Source organism: Stutzerimonas stutzeri, assembly GCF_000219605.1.
Lineage (GTDB): Bacteria > Pseudomonadota > Gammaproteobacteria > Pseudomonadales > Pseudomonadaceae > Stutzerimonas > Stutzerimonas stutzeri.
Map to the genome: position 1 here is coordinate 2,479,939 of NC_015740.1, position 18,403 is coordinate 2,498,341.

Genomic DNA, 18,403 nt, shown 5'->3' on the forward strand with positions numbered 1-18,403 from the left:
CCCAGTGACCGCTCGCGGCATGCACCATTTTCTCGCTGGCATATGGCTTGCTTCAGGGTTGGCATAACCAATCTTGCGCACCGCGCCACCGGAAAAAGGCCATCAAGCATGACCGACCCTCTCTCGCCGCCCCGACACGATGCACTCACCTGGGTCGCCGGCAGCGATGCACCGGAAAAGAGCTCGATCAACCTCGGCTTTCTGCCGCTCACCGATGCCGCCTCGCTGATCGTCGCCGCCACCCAGGGTTTCGCCCAGCCGTTCGGACTGACGCTCAACCTGCAGCGGCAGAACTCCTGGTCGGCCCTGCGCGACAAGCTGATCGGCGGCGAGCTGGACGCGGCCCACGGGCTGTACGGCCTGATCTATGCGGTGCATCTGGGCATCGGCGGCAGCCCGGCAGTGGACATGGCCGTGCTCATGGGCCTGGCGCAGAACGGCCAGAGCATCAACCTGTCCGCCCCGTTGAAGGCGGCAGGCGTGACCGATGCCGAGGCACTGCGCGCCAGCGTGCGCCATAGCGGTGCACGCCTGACCCTGGCACATACCTTCCCCACCGGCACCCACGCGCTCTGGCTCTATTACTGGCTCGCCGCCCATGGCATCGATCCGCTGCGGGACGTGAAGACGCTCGTGCTGCCGCCTTCGCAGATGGTGGCGCACCTGCGCGCCGGTCGCATCGATGGCTTCTGCGCCGGCGAACCCTGGGGAGCACAGGCCATTACCGAAGGCGTCGGCTTCACCCTGGCGACCAGCCAGTCGATCTGGCCTGACCACCCGGAAAAGGTGCTCGGCTGCACCCACGCGTTCGTCGAGGAATACCCCAACACCGCCCGAGCACTGGTCATGGCCGTGCTGGAGGCGAGCCGCTTCATCGACCAGAGCCAGGAGAATCGCCGCAGCACCGCACAGCTGATCGCCGGGCGTGACTACGTCGATGCACCGCTGGCGGCCATCGAGTCACGCTTTCTCGGCCTCTACCAGGATGGTCTCGGCAATGCCTGGCAGGACGAGCATCCGCTGCGCTTCTTCGGTGAGGGGGCGGCGAACCTGCCCTATCTCTCCGACGGCCTCTGGTTCATGACCCAGCTGCGCCGCTGGGGCCTGCTGCGCGAAGACCCGGACTACCTGCAGGTGGCCAACCAGGTGCAGCAGATCGAACTGTATCGCCAGGCCGCCGGCGCGCTGGGCATCGCCCTGCCTGACACAGCCATGCGCAGCGCCACGCTGATGGATGGCAAACACTGGGACGGCAGCGACCCGGCCACCTATGCCCGCAGTTTCGCGCTGCATTCCATGGCGAGCCCTGCCATGGCTGCGCTTTGAGAAGGACTCCGGCATGCTGCGTATCCTCCTGATCGACGACACCCCGCGGAAGATCGGCCGCCTGAAGAGTGCGCTGATCGAAGCCGGCTTCGAGGTCATCGACGAATCCGGCCTGACCATCGACCTGCCCGAGCGGGTCGAGGCGATCCGTCCCGACGTGGTGCTGATCGACACCGACTCACCCGGCCGCGATGTGCTCGAGCAGGTGGTGCTGGTCAGCCGCGATCAGCCACGCCCCATCGTCATGTTCACCGATGACAGCGACCCGGACGCCATGCGTCAGGCCATTCGCGCCGGGGTCAGTGCCTATATCGTCGAAGGCATCCAGGCCCAGCGCCTCAAGCCGATCCTCGACGTGGCAATGGCCCGCTTCGAAAGCGACCAGGCAATACGTGCGCAACTGCAGGCCCGGGAGCAGCAGCTGGCCGAACGCAAGCGCATCGAGCTGGCCAAGGGCATGCTGATGAAGATGCGAAACTGCAAGGAAGAAGAGGCCTACACCCTGATGCGCCGCCAGGCGATGAGCCGGCAGCAGAAGCTGATCCAGGTCGCCGAGCAGATCATCGCGATGAACGAGTTGCTCGGCGAATGACCGCGCCCGGTCACGGTGCGCCAGGCAAGCTACTGCACCAGCGGCGGGCAGGCGCTACAGCGAATCATCGTGCGCCACCGCTGCCGAGAAACGCCGCTGCGCCCCGACCTAGTGGCATCGCACTGGCCGGCGAGCGTCAAGCGCGGAACTGGCAAGCCGCTTGCTTGGCTGGATAGGCCGAACCAACGAAGGTGTCGGCACAGACAAAGGCGTCCTCGACAGCATGTACGCATGCGGTTCGGACGCCTTTTTTGTTGCGCGCTTCGCGCCCAAGGCTGGGGAGCTTCAAGATGACCATAACCGCGACCGTGGCGATCACCTGCGCCCTGCTGCTGCTCGGCCATTACCTGAACCACATGGCCACTGCCAGCCACGCCCAGCGCGTGCGCGATCTGCGCGTACGGTCACTGCTGGAAGACCTGGAAATTCTGCGCCTGCTGCAACAACACCGCGGCCTCGGCGCGCAGCACGAGGCCGCCGCCGTTGCACTGCGCGATGCCGTGGCCGCCAGTCTGACCCAGCGGCTGCAACAGCGCAGCGCTATGCCCGATCCACACGCGGTCGCCGCTGACTGGGCGCAACTGCGCGGCACGCCGGCCGATTTCGATGGCCATAGCCGCCTGATCGATAGCCTGATCGCCGCCATCGACGAGCGCGAGCCACTGGGTCAGGCCTGCCGTACGCTGGAGGATGTGGCGCGCCTGCGAGGTTTGTGTGTGCTTGCCTCGAACCAGGGCGGTTGCACACCGGGCCTGCAAGCCCGCCTCATGTCTCTGTGCCGACGCCTCGGCAGTGACCCGGACGTGGAGCTGAAACGCCTGATCGGCAAACTGGAGCGCGGCGTGATCCACGCACAACAGCCGAGGCTCAGCCCGCCGCAGTGCTTCGCACTGATCACGCCGTTGATCGACGCGCGCCTGCGCTCGATCCAGCAACGTCTGCAGCATGACAGCCTGAAGGGGCTGCCAGCCGCGCATAAGCCGGGATGATGGAATCATGGCCACGCTGTTCGGCAACCGTGGCGGTGGCCGTGGAACCGGCCCAGGCCATGAGCGGTGGTCTTCTGTAAAACGGCCTTGTCCATGAAGTACCGCCTTTAGCTGGTCCATTCGCAGTCAATACCGCTCCCGCGCCTGCCCCGGGCAAGTGACGCAGCGCTAGAATGCCCTCCTTCATTCGACGACCGAGCACCTCATGGCGCGCCTCAACCTTCAGTTTCCGGAAGACCAGTACTGCTTTTCCACCCAACTCACCGTGCGGATCACCGATATCAACGCAGCCAACCATCTGGCCAACGACTCGATGATTTCGATGATCTCCGAAGCGCGGGCGCGCTTTCTGTTCGCCTACGGGGTGCCGGAGACGCGCCAGGACGGCAGCGGCATCATCGTCACCGACCTTGCCACCACCTACAAGGCCGAAGCCCACGCCCGCGATGCGCTGCTGTTCGAGGTCGGCGTGATGGATTTCAACAAGTACGGCGGGGACATCATCTTCCGCATCACCCGGCCGGCCGACGGCGTGCTGATCGCCATGGCCAAGTCCGGCTTCGTGTTCTACGACTATGGGCAGGCGCGGGTGGTAGCGATGCCCGAGGCATTCGCCGCCAAGTTTCCACGGGTCAACCGGATCGACTAGGCGCGCTCCAGCGCCTCGAGCAAGCGCTGCACATCCTCGCGATGGCACAGCTCGGTGCCCGGCCGCATCACCGTCGCGGCACCGGCCGCGATGCCCTGGCGCACCGCCGCGTCTACCGAACGCCCATCCGCCAGTGCCTGCACGATGGCACCCAACATGCTGTCGCCCGCTCCCACTGCGCTGACCACCGGCACCTGCGGCGAGCGCAGGCGCTCCAGCCGTTCGCCATAGGCATACAGCGCACCCTCGGCCCCCAGAGACAGTACGACGATCTCGGCGCGGCCCCGGGCGATCAGGCTGCGCAAGGCCTCTTGCTGCTCGGCCTCGCTGGTCACGGCGCCGCCCATCAGGGTGGAAAGCTCCTCGAGACTGGGCTTCATCAGGTACACACCGCCATGCCGGGCCGCATGGCATAGCGGCTCACCGGAGAGGTCGACCACCAGCCGGGCACCGAGCCGCAGGGTCAGGGCGCGCAGGTCATCGAAGAAGGCCAGGTCCGTGCCGGGCGGAAAGCTGCCGCTCAGCACGACATATTCTGGCGCCGGACGCAGCGCCGCCAGCGTCTGCAGGCAGCGCTCCAGCTCCTGCGCCGACAGCACCGGACCAGGTAGCACGAAGCGGTACTGCAGGCCCGATTGCAGCTCATCGACGGTGAAACTCTCCCGCGTATCGCCGACGATGGGCACGGGGCGATGCACCAGTCCGAGTTCGTCGAGCGAACGCCGCAGCAGATCGCCGAACGGACCACCCGCTGGGTACACGGCGACTGCCTTGCCACCGAGGGTCTTTACCACCCGGGCCACGTTGATGCCGCCACCGCCAGGATCGTGGCGAGGCGCCGAACAGCGCAGCTTCTGGGTATCGGTGACCCGGGCGGTACTGACGGAAAGGTCCATCGCCGGGTTGAGGGTCAGGGTCGCAATCAGGGGCATCGCTCGCTCCTTGGCAAGTGCTGCCCAAGCCTACCAGCAACCGCGGCGACTGCACCGCCCTGCCCCGATTTGGCCCACCGCTGCGCACTCGTTGTGCAGCTGCCGCACCGCCACGTGCAACTGGACCGCCGGGAGCCACGCGCGACGGGCCTTCGCGATGGCTGGCACGCTAGATGCTTTGTTCTGGCACGCAGGCCAACGGCGGTCTGCCCATACGACAAAGGCGTCGCAACATTCCTGCTCCGGCAGGCGTGCTGCGGCGCCTTTTTGTTTTCCGCCTCGCCGATGGGGCGGATCGAGCAGCCCTGGCGGCCAACGCCGCGCCACGTAACGCCCTGGAGTCGATCCAATGAGCACAAGTTTCTGGAAAGCCGGCCACGCGCCTACCCTGTTTGCCTCCTTTCTCTATTTCGACCTGAGCTTCATGGTCTGGTACGTGCTCGGCCCGCTCGGCGTGCAGATCGCCGCCGACCTGGGTCTGACCACCCAGCAACGCGCGTTCATGGTGGCGACGCCGATCCTCGCCGGCGCCGTGCTACGACTGGCGCTTGGCATCCTCGCCGACCGCACCTCACCGAAGACCGCCGGGCTGTTCGGCCAGAGCGTGGTCATCGTTGCCCTGCTGGTGGCCTGGTTGCACGGCATCAACATCTATGAGCAGGCGCTGCTGCTCGGCCTGTTCCTCGGCATGGCTGGCGCCTCCTTCGCCGTGGCGCTACCGCTGGCCTCGCAGTGGTATCCGGCGGAACATCAGGGCAAGGCCATGGGCATCGCCGGCGCGGGCAACTCCGGCACCGTGCTGGCGGCGCTGTTCGCCCCGGTACTGGCGGCGATCTTCGGCTGGAACAATGTGTTCGGCCTGGCCCTGATCCCGCTGGTACTCACCCTCATCATCTTCGCCAGCGTGGCGAAGAACGCGCCCAACCGCCCGACACCCAAGTCGTTGGCCGACTACATGAAGGCACTGGGCGACCGCGACAGCTGGTGGTTCATGTTCTTCTACAGCGTGACCTTTGGCGGCTTCCTCGGCCTGGCCAGCACCCTGCCAGGCTATTTCCACGACCAGTACGCCTTCGACCCGGTCAAGGCCGGCTATTACACCGCCGCCTGCGTGTTCGCCGGCAGCCTGCTGCGCCCTCTCGGCGGTGCCCTGGCCGACCGCATCGGCGGCATTCGCGCGCTGCTGGTGATGTACACGGTCGCGGCCATCTGTATTGCCGCAGTCGGCTTCAACCTGCCCGGTTCCACGGCCGCGCTGGCGCTGTTCGTGGTCGCCATGCTTAGCCTGGGCGCCGGCAATGGTGCGGTGTTCCAGCTGGTGCCGCAGCGTTTCAACAAGGAAATCGGCGTGATGACCGGGCTGGTCGGCATGGCCGGCGGTATCGGTGGCTTCCTGCTCACCGCCGGGCTGGGCGCGGTCAAGCAGTCCACCGGCGATTACCAGCTCGGCCTCTGGCTGTTCGCCAGCCTCGGTGTGCTCGCCTGGTTCGGCCTGCATGGTGTCAAGCGTCGCTGGCGCACCACCTGGGGTTCGGCCGCCGTCACCGCCGCGCGGGTCTGATGCCGATGCCGCAGGGCGCGATTATTGCTGCGCCGCCGTACCGAGCCTTTCGAGAACGATCATGCCCCTGCGATTGAGTTACGGCGAGGCCAGCGCCGCCGGCCCGCGGCCGGAAAACCAGGATGCGCTGCGCGTCGTCACGCCGGCCTCGGCGCTGGCCACCGGCAAGGGCTATCTGTTCGCGCTGGCCGACGGCGTCAGCCAGTGCGCCGATGGCGGCCTCGCCGCGCGTGCGACGCTCCAGGCGCTGGCCTTCGACTACTACGCGACGCCGGAAACCTGGGCCGTCGCACAGTCGCTGGACCGTGTGCTGGTGGCGCACAACCGCTGGCTGCAGGCCAACGGCGGCAACCAGCCGCTGCTGACCACGCTCACAGCGCTGGTACTGCGCGGCCGACGCTTCACCCTGGCGCATGTCGGCGACTGCCGCGCCTATCGCTGGAACGGCACCGAGCTGGAGCGACTCAGCGAAGACCACGTCTGGGAACAGTCGGGCATGCAGCATGTCCTCAAGCGTGCCCTGGGGCTGGATCAACACCTGGTGATGGACTACCTCGACGGCGAGCTGCAGGAAGGCGAAAGCTACCTGCTGCTGAGCGACGGGGTCTGGTCGTACGTCCCCGAGCGCGACATCGCGCATATCCTGCACGATCAACCCGACCTCGGTGCCGCCGCCCGGGCGCTGGTCAACCTGGCGCACCAGAGCGGCAGCCAGGACAACGCCAGCGCCCTGCTGCTACGGGTGGACGCGCTGCCCGAGGCGGTGCTCGCCGATACCCTGGCGCAGCTCGATCACTGGCCGCTGCCACCGAAGCTGCGCGCCGGGCAGACCTTCGAGGGCTGGCAGGTAACCGCGCTGCTGCATGAGTCGCGGCAGTCGCTGATCTACCGCGTACTGGATGGTCAGGGCCAACCGTGGCTGTTGAAGACGCTGCCGCCCAGCCGGCAGGACGAGTTGGACGCCGGCCCCGCCCTGCTGCAGGAAGAGTGGTTCATGCGCCGCGTCGCCGGGCGGCACTTCGCCGAGCTGCATCCCCTGCCACAGCGCCAGCATCTCTATTACGTGCAGCGCGAGTACCCCGGTTGCACCCTGGCGCAACGCTTCGCAGAAGAAGGTCCGTTGCCACTTGCCGATCTATTGCAGATCGCCCCACGGCTGATCCGCGCGGTGGGCATGCTGCATCGGCGCAACATCCTGCACCGCGACATCAAGCCGGAAAACCTGCTGCTGGGCGAAGACGGCGAACTGCGTCTGCTGGATTTCGGCCTGGCGTTCTGTCCGGGATTGTCCCGCGACCTGCCCAACCACCTGCCGGGCACGCCCAGCTTCATAGCCCCGGAGGCCTTCGCCGGTGCCGAGCCAAGCCCCGCGCAAGACCTCTATGCAACTGGCGTGACGCTCTATTACCTGCTGACAGGGCACTACCCCTACGGCGAGATCGAGGCGTTTCAGCGTCCACGATTCGGCCAGCCGACGGCAGCCAGCCGCTATCGCCCCGACCTGCCGAGCTGGCTGGAGGAAAGCCTGAGCCGCGCGGTGGCGGTCGATCCACGCCAGCGCTTCGAAACCGCCGAGCAGTGGTTGCTGGAACTGGAACAGGGCGAACAGCGCAGCGCCAGTCTGCAACCCCGCCCGCTGCTCGAACGCGAGCCGCTGAAGGTCTGGCGCGGCATGGCGCTGCTGTCGCTGCTGCTCAACCTGTTGCTGGTCGTACTGCTGATGAAGAGCGCCTGATTCAGCGCCGGGTGATCAGGCCCTGCCGCGCGACGCGGGTCAGCTCACGCACGCATTCTTCCAGGCGCTCTGCTGTCGGCGCCTGGATCACGGCCAGGTCGAAGCTGTCGGTGGCAAAACGCGCCAGCGACTCGTCGGCCGAGGCGAACTGGATAAGCAGGGCGCGGGATTTGCGATGGCGTCGCGGCCAGCCTTCCAGGTAGCGCAACAAGGAGGGCTGGTGAGAACCGCCCAGGAGGATCTTGGGATTGCTGGGAGTGAGGCCGCTAGTGATGGGGGCCAGGCGCAGCTGAGCGTGCTTTGCATTCATTGATTCGACTTCCGCCTCGAGGATTCCGCTGGGCAGCGGTGGGAGGCGACACCGGAACCAGCGCTTTAGCGGTATTTCGAAGCCATCGGCTCCAGGCGCCCCGCAAGTAGCTGACTAAATCGGCGCATGGGCAAGACTTTAGAAAAGCCGGCCACCCCCTGTCAACGCTCCGTCCCCGGAACGAGCCAGGGCTACCCGCACCATGACAGCGCAAGCTGCCGCATATCGGTGCAGCATTCACCCGCTCAGGGCAGCCATAAGTTCGCGCAAAGCGTTGAAAGGCGGCGCATTTCAAAATTGGCACAGGCTCTGCAAAGCAAACGTCGAAGATGACATACGACCTGACCCTCAACGTGGAGCGGCAGGTTTCCCGACTGAGCGGGACACGGACAAAGGCGTCCTCACCGGAGAACCGGTGGGACGCCTTTTTTGTTGCTGAAAAGAATTCGAGCAGGCCAGACGGCGAACCGGATGGCACGGAGAACGGGCATGAAGAAACTCAAACTGGTGATGATCGGCAACGGCATGGCCGGCGTACGAACCCTCGAAGAGCTGCTCAAGCTGACCAACGAGCTCTACGACATCACGGTGTTCGGCGCCGAGCCGCATCCCAACTACAACCGCATCCTGCTCTCCCCCGTGCTGGCCGGCGAGCAGCAGTTCGAAGAGATCGTGCTCAACGACCTGGACTGGTACGCCGAGAACGGCATTCGCCTGATGCTCAAGCGCAAGGTGGTGAAGATCGATCGCGCCCGTCGCCGGGTCATCGCCGACGACGGCAGCGAGGCCGAATATGACCGCCTCCTTATCGCCACCGGCTCCAATCCGTTCATCCTGCCCATTCCCGGTAACGACCTTCAGGGAGTGATTGGTTACCGCGACATCGCCGATACCCAGGTGATGATGGAAACCGCCAAGACCCACAGGCACGCGCTGGTCATCGGCGGCGGCCTGCTCGGCCTGGAGGCGGCCAATGGCCTCAAGCTGCGCGGGATGGATGTGACCGTGGTGCACATCGGTGACTGGCTGATGGAGCGCCAGCTGGACAAGACCGCTGGCACCCTGCTGCAGAGCGCCCTGGAGAGCCGCGGCCTGAAGTTCCTGCTGCCAAAGCAGACAGCCGAGCTGATCGGCAACGACGAAGGCCGCGTCAAGGCCGTACGCTTCGCCGATGGCGAGGTGATTCCCGCTGACCTGGTGGTGATGGCCGCCGGCATCCGCCCCAACAGCGAGCTGGCCGAGCAGGCAGGCCTGCCGTGCAACCGCGGCATCCTGGTCAACGACACCCTGCAGACCTACGATCCGCGCATCTATGCCGTCGGCGAATGTGCCAATCATCGCGGCACCGCCTATGGCCTGGTCGCCCCGCTGTTCGAACAGGCCAAGGTCTGCGCCAACCACCTGGCCATGCTCGGCTTTTCCCGCTATCTCGGCTCGGTGACTTCGACCAAGCTCAAGGTTACCGGCATCGATCTGTTCTCGGCCGGCGATTTCATCGGCGGCGAAGGCACAGAGACCATCACCCTCTCCGACCCCATCGGCGGCGTATACAAGAAACTGGTGATCAAGGATGACGTGCTGGTCGGTGCCTGTCTCTACGGCGACACCGCCGACGGCGGCTGGTACTTCCGCCAGGTGCGCGAGGGCCAGAACGTCGCGCAGATCCGCGACCACCTGATGTTTGGCGAGGGCGCCATCGGCGATGCCGGCCATCAGGGCCAGAGCAAGGCCATGTCCATGCCGGACGACATGGAAGTCTGCGGCTGCAACGGGGTGTGCAAGGGCACCATCGTCAAGGCGATCCAGGAGCACGGGCTGTTCTCGGTGGACGAGGTGAAAAAGCACACCAAGGCCGCCAGTTCCTGTGGTTCCTGCACCGGGCTGGTCGAACAGATTCTGATCAACACCGTGGGCGGCGCGGCCGACGTCAAGCCGAAGAGCGAGAAGGCCATCTGCGGCTGCAGCGACCTCAACCATGGCCAGGTGCGCAAGGCCATTCGCGAGCACCACCTGATCAGCATCCCGGCGGCCATGGCCTTCATGGAATGGCGCACGCCGAACGGCTGCGCCACCTGCCGTCCGGCGCTGAACTACTACCTGATCTCCACCTGGCCGGGCGAGGCCAAGGACGACCCGCAGTCACGTTTCATCAACGAGCGCGCCCACGCCAACATCCAGAAGGATGGCACCTACTCCGTGGTGCCGCGGATGTGGGGTGGCGTCACCAATGCCGCCGAGCTGCGACGCATCGCCGATGTGGCGGACAAGTACCAGGTGCCGATGGTCAAGGTCACCGGCGGCCAGCGCATCGACCTGCTGGGTATCCGCAAGGAAGACCTGCCGGGCGTCTGGAAAGACCTGGACATGCCTTCCGGCCACGCCTACGGCAAATCCATCCGAACCGTGAAGACCTGCGTCGGCAGCGAGTTCTGCCGCTTCGGCACGCAGAACTCGACGCAGATGGGCATCGACCTGGAGCACGCGCTGTTCAACATGTGGTCGCCGCACAAGGTCAAGCTGGCCGTCTCCGGCTGCCCGCGCAATTGCGCCGAATCCGGTATCAAGGACGTCGGCATCATCGGTGTGGACTCCGGCTGGGAGCTGTACATCGGCGGCAACGGCGGCATCAAGACCGAGGCCGGCGAGTTCTTCGTCAAGGTGAAGAGCGCCGAGGAGGTCATGGAATACAGCCTGGCGTTCCTCCAGCTCTACCGCGAGGAAGCCTTCTACCTCGAACGCACCGTGCACTACCTGCAGCGCGTCGGCATGGATCACATCAAACAGGCCGTGCTGAACGATGCCGAGCGGCGCAAGGCGCTGCACCAGCGGCTGCTGTTCTCGCTTTCCTTCGAGCAGGACCCGTGGCAGGAGCAGCTTTCCAAGCCGCAGCTGAAGAAGGAATTCGACCGCATCGCCGTCAAGCAGCTGGAAAACGCCTGAGCACCGACCTGGAGGGACACCGCATGAACTGGCTCGATATCTGCGCACTGGATGAGATCAACCCGCTCGGCTCGCGCATCGTCGCCGGCCCCAAGGGTGACATTGCGATATTCCGCACCGCGGACGATCAGGTCTTCGCCCTCGACGATCGCTGCCCGCACAAGGGCGGGCCGCTGTCGCAGGGGATCGTCTACGGCAAGCAGGTCGCCTGCCCGCTGCACAACTGGCAGATCGATCTGGCCAGCGGCGAGGCCCTGGCCCCGGACGTCGGCTGCGCCCATCGTCACGCGGCGCGCGTCGAGAACGGGCGCGTGCAGCTTTCGCTGAACCCGCGCAAGGAATGCGCGGCCTGAACACGCGCAATTGACCAGCACCTTTTTCCAGGAGACGACGCCATGCGTATGACAACCGCCTCGACCTGCTGCTACTGCGGAGTCGGCTGTGGCGTGCTGATCGAGCACGACGGCGAGCGCATCCTCGATGTGGCCGGCGACCCCAGCCATCCGGCCAACCTCGGCAAGCTGTGCAGCAAGGGCTCGACCCTGCACCTGACCGGCGACCTGGGGGCCCGCGCGCTCTACCCTGAGCTGCGTCTGGGCAAGGGCCTGGCCCGCGGTCGCACCGACTGGGCCAGCGCGCTGGAGCATGCGGCCAGCGTATTCGCCGAGACCATCCGCGAACACGGGCCGGACAGCGTCGCCTTCTATGTCTCTGGCCAGCTGCTGACCGAGGACTACTACGCCTTCAACAAACTGGCCCGCGCCCTGGTCAGTACCAACAACCTGGATTCCAACTCGCGGCTGTGCATGTCCTCGGCGGTGGTCGGCTACAAGCGCAGCCTGGGCGCCGACGCCCCGCCCTGCTCCTACGAAGATATCGAGCAGGCCGACTGCCTGCTGATCGCCGGCAGCAACATGGCCTACGCGCATCCGGTGCTGTTCCGCCGTCTGGAAGAAGCCAAGGCGAAGCGACCGGAGATGACCATCATCGTCGTCGACCCGCGGCGCACCGACACCAGCGAGCTGGCCGATCTGCACCTGCCGATCCTGCCCGGCACCGATGTCGCGCTGTTCCACGGCCTGCTGCATATCCTCATGTGGGAAGGCTGGATCGACCGCCGCTTCATCGATGCGCATACCGAGGGCTTCGATGCGCTGAAAAGCCTGGTGCGCGACTACACCCCGGCGATGGTCGCCGACCTCTGCGGCATCTCGGTAGATGATCTGCAAACCTGCGCACGGCTGATCGGAAGCGCTCCGGCCTTCCTCTCCCTGTGGTGCATGGGTCTGAATCAGTCTACCGCCGGCAGCGCCAAAAACAGTGCGCTGATCAACCTGCACCTGGCCACCGGACAGATCGGCAAGCCGGGTGCCGGCCCTTTCTCGCTCACCGGCCAACCGAATGCCATGGGCGGCCGCGAAACCGGCAGTCTGTCCAATCTGCTGCCCGGCCACCGCGAAGCGGCCAACGCCGAACACCGTGCCGAAGTTGCGGACTACTGGGGTGTCGAGCAGCTGCCCAAGCAGCCTGGACTGTCCGCCATCGAGCTGTTCGAGGCGGTGCGCGCCGGCAAGATCAAGGCGCTGTGGATCGCCTGCACCAACCCGGCGCAGTCGCTGCCGGACCAGCAGAAAGTCCATGAGGCCCTGGCAGCCTGTCCCTTCGTCGTAGTGCAGGAAGCCTTCTTCACCACCGAAACCTGCCGCTACGCCGACCTTCTGCTGCCGGCCGCGAGCTGGGGCGAGAAGGAAGGCACCGTGACCAACTCCGAGCGCCGCATCAGCCATGTACGTCGCGCCGTGCCGGCCCCCGGCGAAGCCCGTGCGGACTGGGCGATCACCTGCGATTTCGCCCGTCGGCTGGAACGTCGCCTGCGCCCCGGCGCGCCGAGCCTGTTCGCGTTCGAGAATGCCGAGGCGCTGTTCGAGGAGTACAAGCCGCTCACCGCCGCCCGCGATCTGGACTACAGCGGCCTGAGCTACGCACTGATCGACACCCTCGGTCCGCAGCAATGGCCGTTTCCGCCAGGCAGCGAACTGGGCACCGCGCGGCTGTATGGCGACGGTGTGTTCCCCACTGCCACTGGCCGCGCGCGTTTCGTTGCCGAGCACTACCAGGCGCCGAAGGAAAAGCGCGACGCACGCTATCCGCTGACGCTCAACACCGGTCGGCTGCGCGACCAGTGGCACGGCATGAGCCGCACCGGCACCGCGGCGCGGCTGTTCGGCCATGTCGAGGAGGCGCTGCTTGGCATGAATGCCGAGGACATGCGTCGCCGACGTCTGCTGGACGGCCAGCTGGTAGAGGTGACGAGCCGGCGCGGCAGCCTGATCCTGCCGGTGCAGAAGGACGACAGCCTGCGCGCCGGCCAGGCATTCCTGCCGATGCACTGGGGCGATCGCTTCCTCAAGGGTTTGGGCAGCAACGTCCTGACCCTGGCCAGCGTCGACCCTTTGTCGAAGCAGCCTGAACTCAAGCACGCCGGCATCGAAGTGGAACAGGTCGAACTGCCCTGGCAATTCTTCGCGCTGGTTGAAGGCGATGTGCAGCGACGCTTCGAGGCGCTGCGGCCACTGTTCGAAACGTTCGACTACGCCAGCTTCAGCCTCGGCGGTCGCGAGCGTTCGGCGCTGCTGATCCGCGGCGCCCGAGATGCGGCGCCAACGGCCGTCGAGCTGGATGCCATCGACCACCTGCTCGGCCTCGATGAAGGTCCGGTGCTGGCCTATGACGATCCCCGCCGTGCTGTCGGCAAGCGCGTACGCATCGAGGACGGCCGCATCGTCGCCCTGCGCCTGGCCGGCGAAACCGCCGCCCGGCAGTGGCTGCGCGGGCTCTGGGAAAGCGGCAGTGCGGACGCCGAACTGCGCCGCTGGCTACTGGCGCCGCTCAGTGCGCCACCGGGCAATGCCAAGGCCGGAACCGATCGCACGCTGTGCAACTGCCTGAACGTCAGCCAGAGCGCGATCTGCGCTGGCATCGAGCGCGGTCTCGATCTGGCCGGCCTCAAGCAGGAACTCGGCTGTGGCACCAGCTGCGGCTCCTGCGTGCCCGAACTCAAGCGCCTGCTGGCCCATCAGCCGGAACGCGCACTTCTCTGATACCAACCAAGACGAGGATTACCCCATGAGCGCAAAAGTCTGGCTGGTAGGCGCCGGCCCTGGCGACCCGGAGCTGCTGACCCTCAAGGCCGTACGCGCACTGGGCGAGGCACAGGTGGTGATGATCGATGACCTGGTCAACCCCGCCGTGCTCGAACACTGCCCGAACGCTCGCATCATCCCGGTGGGCAAGCGTGGCGGCTGCCGTTCCACGCCGCAGGCCTTCATCCACCGGCTGATGCTGCGCTACGCCCGTCAGGGCAAGTGTGTGGTGCGCCTCAAGGGTGGCGATCCGTGCATCTTCGGCCGTGGCGGCGAGGAGGCCGAATGGCTGGCGGCGCGCGGCATCGAGGTCGAGCTGGTCAACGGCATCACCGCCGGCCTGGCCGGCGCCACGCAATGCGGCATCTCGCTGACCCAGCGCGGCGTAGCACGTGGCGTAACATTGGTCACCGCGCACACCCAGGATGACAGCAGCCTCGAATGGCAGGCGCTGGCCAAAAGCGGCACGACGCTGGTGGTGTACATGGGTGTAAGCAAGCTGGAGCAGGTTCAGGCCGGGCTGCTGGAAGGCGGGATGAGCGCCAGCACGCCGGTGGCCATGATCGAGAACGCCTCGCTGCCCCAGCAGCGCGAGTGCCGCTCCAGTCTCGCCGGCATGTGTCGCGACGCCCACGCCTTCGAGCTGAAGAGCCCGGCCATCCTGGTGATCGGTGACGTGGCCGCGCAGGCCGTTGCGCAAATGCTGAGCCAGACGGCCTGATCCTCCGGGGCCCGGAGCGTTGGCCCCCTTCCCTTTACTTCCACTCAAAAAAAACCGCGGCCCAAGGGCCGCGGTTCTTCGCTACATCCCGGCTCACCCCTGCTGACGCAGCTTCTCCGGTTTGATCAGGAAGCGCGCCAGGGCAGGCAGCAGCCAGATCGCCCCGACCATGTTCCAGAGGAACATGAAGGTCAGCATCAGACCCATGTCGGCCTGGAACTTGATCGCCGAGAACACCCAGGTCACCACACCGATCGCCAGGCAGACGCCGGTGAAGATCACCGCCTTGCCGGTGGACTTCAGCGTCTGGTAGTACGCCTCCTGCAGGGTCAGACCCTGACGCAGGAAGGACTCCAGGCGGCTGTAGATGTAGATGCCGTAGTCCACACCGATACCCACGCCCAGCGCGATCACCGGCAGCGTGGCGACCTTCACGCCGATGCCCATGAACGCCATCAGCGCGTTGCCGAGGATCGAGGTCAGCACCAGTGGCAGGATCACGCAGAGCGTCGCGGCCAGCGAGCGGAAGGTCAGCAGGCACATGATGCTCACGGCCAGGTAGACGGCGATCAGCATGGTGGTTTCCGATGCCGCGATCACCTCGTTAGTCGCCGCCTCGATCCCGGCGTTGCCGGCTGCCAGTACGAACTCCAGGCCCTCGCGGTTGTTCTCCTCGGCGAAATCCTTGGCCGCGGCGACCACGTGCTCCAGCGTCTCGGCCTTGTGATCGTTGAGGAATACCAGTACCGGCGCCAGCGAGCAGTCGCTGTTGTACATGCCTTCGGCGCGGGCGATGGAGTTGTTCAGCACGTGCTGGTTACGCGACAGCGTTTCCCATTTCAGGCTGCCCTCGTTCATGCCCTTGATGCCCTGACGCGCCACCGACACCATCGACACTGCAGACTGCACACCCTCGGTGTTCTGCATCTTCCACATCAGCTCGTCCATGGCGGCGAGCGTGTCGTAGTGCGAACAGCCTTCCGGTGCGGTCTTGACCATCACCACCAGCACGTCGGAACTGGTCGAGTAGTTGCGGATGACGAAATCGTTGTCCAGGTTGTAGCGCGAATCCGGGTGCAGCTCCGGCGCGCCCTGGTCGAGATCGCCGATCTTCAGGTTCTGGCCGTACCAGAGCCCGCCAGCCAGCGCCACCACGGCGATGGTGATGGAAATCGGTGCCACGGTCGGGCTGGCGAAGTTCGACAGCGCACGCCAGAACGGATGGTCGCGCGAGGCCTCTTCACGGGCCTGCTTAATCGCCTTCTGGCTGATGCCCATGTAGGAAATCGCCACGGGCAGCAGGATCAGGTTGGTCAGGATGATCACCGCCACGCCCAGCGACGCACCGATGGCCAGCTCGCGGATCACGCCGATGTCGATCAGCAGCAGGGTAACGAAGCCCACCGCATCCGACAGCAACGCCACCATGCCTGGGATGAACAGCTGGCGGAACGCCATGCGCGCTGCCGTCACCGGGTCTTCGGTGAAACCGGAGGCCATGGCGATGCCGTTGATCTTCTGCACGCCGTGGGAAATGCCGATGGCGAACACCAGGAACGGCACCAGCATCGAATACGGGTCAAGCCCGAAGCCGAGGGTGTGCAGCAGGCCGAGCTGCCAGACCACCGCGATCAGCGTGGTGATCAACACCGCGATGGTGCTCTTCACGCAACGGGTGAACCACAGCAGCAGGACGAAGGTGATACCGATGGCGACGATGAAGAACAGCGCCACGCCCACCAGACCGTCGATCAGGTCACCGACCTTCTTGGCGAAGCCGATGATGTGCACCTTCACGTTCGGGTTCTGCGCCTGGTACTTCTCGCGGATTTTCTCTTCCAGTTCGTGGGAGAACTTCTGGTAATCCAGCTTGATCTGCCGCCCCTGGTCTTCCGGATCCGGATAGGACTCGAGCAGCGGCACGTCGATGATGCTGGACTTGAAGTTGTTCGCCACCAGGCGGCCGATCTGCCCGGACTTGAGGATGTTGTCGCGCAGGTCCTCGAGGCTCTCGGGCGAGCCGTCGTAGGTCTGCGGGATCACCTCGCCACCGGCGAAGCCTTCCTCGGTGACCTCGGTCCAGCGCACGCTGGGGCTCCACAGCGACTTCATGTTGGAACGGTCGACGCCGTGGATGTAGAACACCTCGTCGTGGATCTGCCGCAACGTCTCCATGTATTCCTTGGAGAAAATGTCGCCCTCCACCGCTTCCACGGAAATCCGCACGGTGTTGCCGAGGTTGGCCAGGTCGTTCTGGTGCTCGAGCATCTTCTGGATATACGGATGCCCCAGCGGAATCATCTTTTCGAAGCTGGTCTGCGGCCGAACCTGGGCCGCCTGGTAGAACAGGAACGCGCTGATCAGCAGGCAGAGGACGACCACTGCCGGCCGGTTGTTGAAGATCAGGCGCTCGAGGAACGACGCCGGCTTCTGTTGGTGCTTGGTCATGCAGACTCTCCCGGCTTTATTGTTTTGGGGCCAGATCCGCGCCCGATGGCGAGGCGATGCGAACACCGCCCTGCCCTACCAGGATCAGGTTGCCTTGGGAATCGGAGGTGACGCCCGACAGCGAACGGCGATCGGGACGGTTGACGAGCTTGAAGCTGCGACCCTGGTCATCGCTGGTGAGCACGGCTCCGCCATGGCCGACCACCGCGATACGGCCATCGCGCAACAGGCTGCCATCGGCGAGCCCGGACTCCAGCGCATGGCCGTTGCCGTTGCGCAGTTCAATGCCCTCCCAGCTGTCGCCGAAATCGGCGGAGCGGAACAAGTGGCCACGCAGGCCGAAGGCGATCACCACACCGGGCTCCGAGCCGCCGACCACGCCGAAGAACGAGCCCTGATAAGGCGACTCGACCTTCTCCCAGGTTTCGCCCATGTCGGCGGAGCGGAACATGCCGCCCATTTCGCCAACCACGAACAGGCCGGAGCCTTCGATATGGGCAATGGCATTCAGGTGGAAGCCGTCTTCGTTCTCGAGCCGGTCGCTGATGTCGTCCCAGCTCTGGCCGCCGTCGATGGTTTCGATCAGCGCACCATAGGCACCGACCGCAATGCCGTGCTGGGTGTCTTCGAACCACACGTCGAGCAGGGGTGCTTCACGCTCGCGATCTTCGTACTGCACTTGCCAGCTTTGTCCGCCGTCGCTGGTCGACAGGACCAGGGCATCATGGCCAACCGCCCAGCCATGCTTGTCGTCGACGAAATCGATGGCCGTCAGCAGCTGACGGGTCGGCACCTTGGCCTGGGTCCAGCTGTTGCCGCCATCGTCGGAATAGAGGATATGGCCACGATCACCGGCCACGACCAGGCGATCACCGGCTTCGGTGATATCGAGCAGAAGGTTGGATGCGGCTTTCGCCGACTCGATGGAATAGCGGGTCTGGCCATCGGTAGCAGCCTGGACCGGCGCCGTTGCCGACAGCAACAGGAGCGAAACGGCGCCGCATAGCGAGAGCATGCCGGCAACCGATGAGTGAAAACGCGACGCCCTCGCCTGGCA

Annotated in this window: 14 protein-coding genes; 10 read left to right on the forward strand and 4 right to left on the reverse strand. The window is 65.6% G+C overall.

Features of this window, described 5'->3' with window-relative positions; genetic code table 11:
- Positions 1–108 precede the first annotated feature (108 nt).
- The 4 genes from PSTAB_RS11450 to PSTAB_RS11465 all read left to right on the forward strand — a co-directional run bounded on the left by PSTAB_RS11450 (position 109) and on the right by PSTAB_RS11465 (position 3,556).
- On the forward strand, positions 109–1,326 hold the full coding sequence (locus tag PSTAB_RS11450; RefSeq protein WP_013983022.1) for a CmpA/NrtA family ABC transporter substrate-binding protein: 1,218 nt from the start codon (positions 109–111) through the stop codon (positions 1,324–1,326).
- A gap of 13 nt (positions 1,327–1,339) precedes the next feature.
- Complete coding sequence (locus PSTAB_RS11455; RefSeq protein ID WP_013983023.1) at positions 1,340–1,918, forward strand: ANTAR domain-containing response regulator; 579 nt, start codon at positions 1,340–1,342, stop codon at positions 1,916–1,918.
- Positions 1,919–2,208: 290 nt separating this feature from the next.
- Complete coding sequence (locus PSTAB_RS11460) at positions 2,209–2,907, forward strand: hypothetical protein (RefSeq protein ID WP_013983024.1); 699 nt, start codon at positions 2,209–2,211, stop codon at positions 2,905–2,907.
- 205 nt (positions 2,908–3,112) lie between these two features.
- Positions 3,113–3,556 (forward strand): thioesterase family protein, encoded by a 444-nt coding sequence (locus tag PSTAB_RS11465; RefSeq protein ID WP_011913518.1) that lies wholly within the window; start codon positions 3,113–3,115, stop codon positions 3,554–3,556.
- Here the strand turns inward: PSTAB_RS11465 and PSTAB_RS11470 are convergent.
- Entirely contained in the window at positions 3,553–4,488 is a 936-nt protein-coding gene (locus PSTAB_RS11470; RefSeq protein WP_013983025.1) for a 1-phosphofructokinase family hexose kinase, read from the reverse strand. The genes PSTAB_RS11465 and PSTAB_RS11470 overlap by 4 nt on opposite strands.
- Before the next feature lie 349 nt (positions 4,489–4,837).
- Here PSTAB_RS11470 and PSTAB_RS11475 point away from each other — a divergent pair, with 349 nt between their 5' ends.
- Together PSTAB_RS11475 and PSTAB_RS11480 are read left to right on the forward strand one after the other, a co-directional pair.
- On the forward strand, positions 4,838–6,049 hold the full coding sequence (locus PSTAB_RS11475) for an MFS transporter (RefSeq protein ID WP_013983026.1): 1,212 nt from the start codon (positions 4,838–4,840) through the stop codon (positions 6,047–6,049).
- A 61-nt stretch (positions 6,050–6,110) separates the two neighbouring features.
- A complete protein-coding gene (locus tag PSTAB_RS11480) occupies positions 6,111–7,784 on the forward strand; it encodes a bifunctional protein-serine/threonine kinase/phosphatase (protein WP_041771743.1) in 1,674 nt (557 codons plus the stop codon).
- 1 nt (position 7,785) lies between these two features.
- On the opposite strand, the gene PSTAB_RS11485 is transcribed toward PSTAB_RS11480, so the two are convergent.
- A complete protein-coding gene (locus PSTAB_RS11485; protein WP_013983028.1) occupies positions 7,786–8,094 on the reverse strand; it encodes a hypothetical protein in 309 nt (102 codons plus the stop codon).
- Positions 8,095–8,583: 489 nt separating this feature from the next.
- Here PSTAB_RS11485 and nirB point away from each other — a divergent pair, with 489 nt between their 5' ends.
- The 4 genes from nirB to cobA are packed head-to-tail and all read left to right on the forward strand — an operon-like array spanning position 8,584 to position 14,898.
- Positions 8,584–11,034 (forward strand): nitrite reductase large subunit NirB, encoded by a 2,451-nt coding sequence (gene nirB / locus PSTAB_RS11490; RefSeq protein ID WP_013983029.1) that lies wholly within the window; start codon positions 8,584–8,586, stop codon positions 11,032–11,034.
- Positions 11,035–11,057: 23 nt separating this feature from the next.
- Entirely contained in the window at positions 11,058–11,387 is a 330-nt protein-coding gene (gene nirD / locus PSTAB_RS11495; RefSeq protein WP_013983030.1) for a nitrite reductase small subunit NirD, read from the forward strand.
- A gap of 42 nt (positions 11,388–11,429) precedes the next feature.
- On the forward strand, positions 11,430–14,135 hold the full coding sequence (locus PSTAB_RS11500; protein WP_013983031.1) for a nitrate reductase: 2,706 nt from the start codon (positions 11,430–11,432) through the stop codon (positions 14,133–14,135).
- Between the two features lie 25 nt (positions 14,136–14,160).
- Positions 14,161–14,898 carry a uroporphyrinogen-III C-methyltransferase gene (cobA, locus tag PSTAB_RS11505; protein ID WP_013983032.1) on the forward strand — a complete coding sequence of 246 codons (738 nt, stop codon included), beginning with the start codon at positions 14,161–14,163 and terminating at the stop codon, positions 14,896–14,898.
- Positions 14,899–14,991: 93 nt separating this feature from the next.
- Here the strand turns inward: cobA and PSTAB_RS11510 are convergent, their stop codons facing one another.
- Positions 14,992–17,346, reverse strand: a complete 2,355-nt coding sequence (locus PSTAB_RS11510) for an efflux RND transporter permease subunit (RefSeq protein WP_013983033.1) — start codon at positions 17,344–17,346, stop codon at positions 14,992–14,994.
- Positions 17,347–17,362: 16 nt separating this feature from the next.
- A complete protein-coding gene (locus PSTAB_RS11515) occupies positions 17,363–18,361 on the reverse strand; it encodes a WD40/YVTN/BNR-like repeat-containing protein (RefSeq protein WP_013983034.1) in 999 nt (332 codons plus the stop codon).
- Positions 18,362–18,403: the final 42 nt, after the last annotated feature.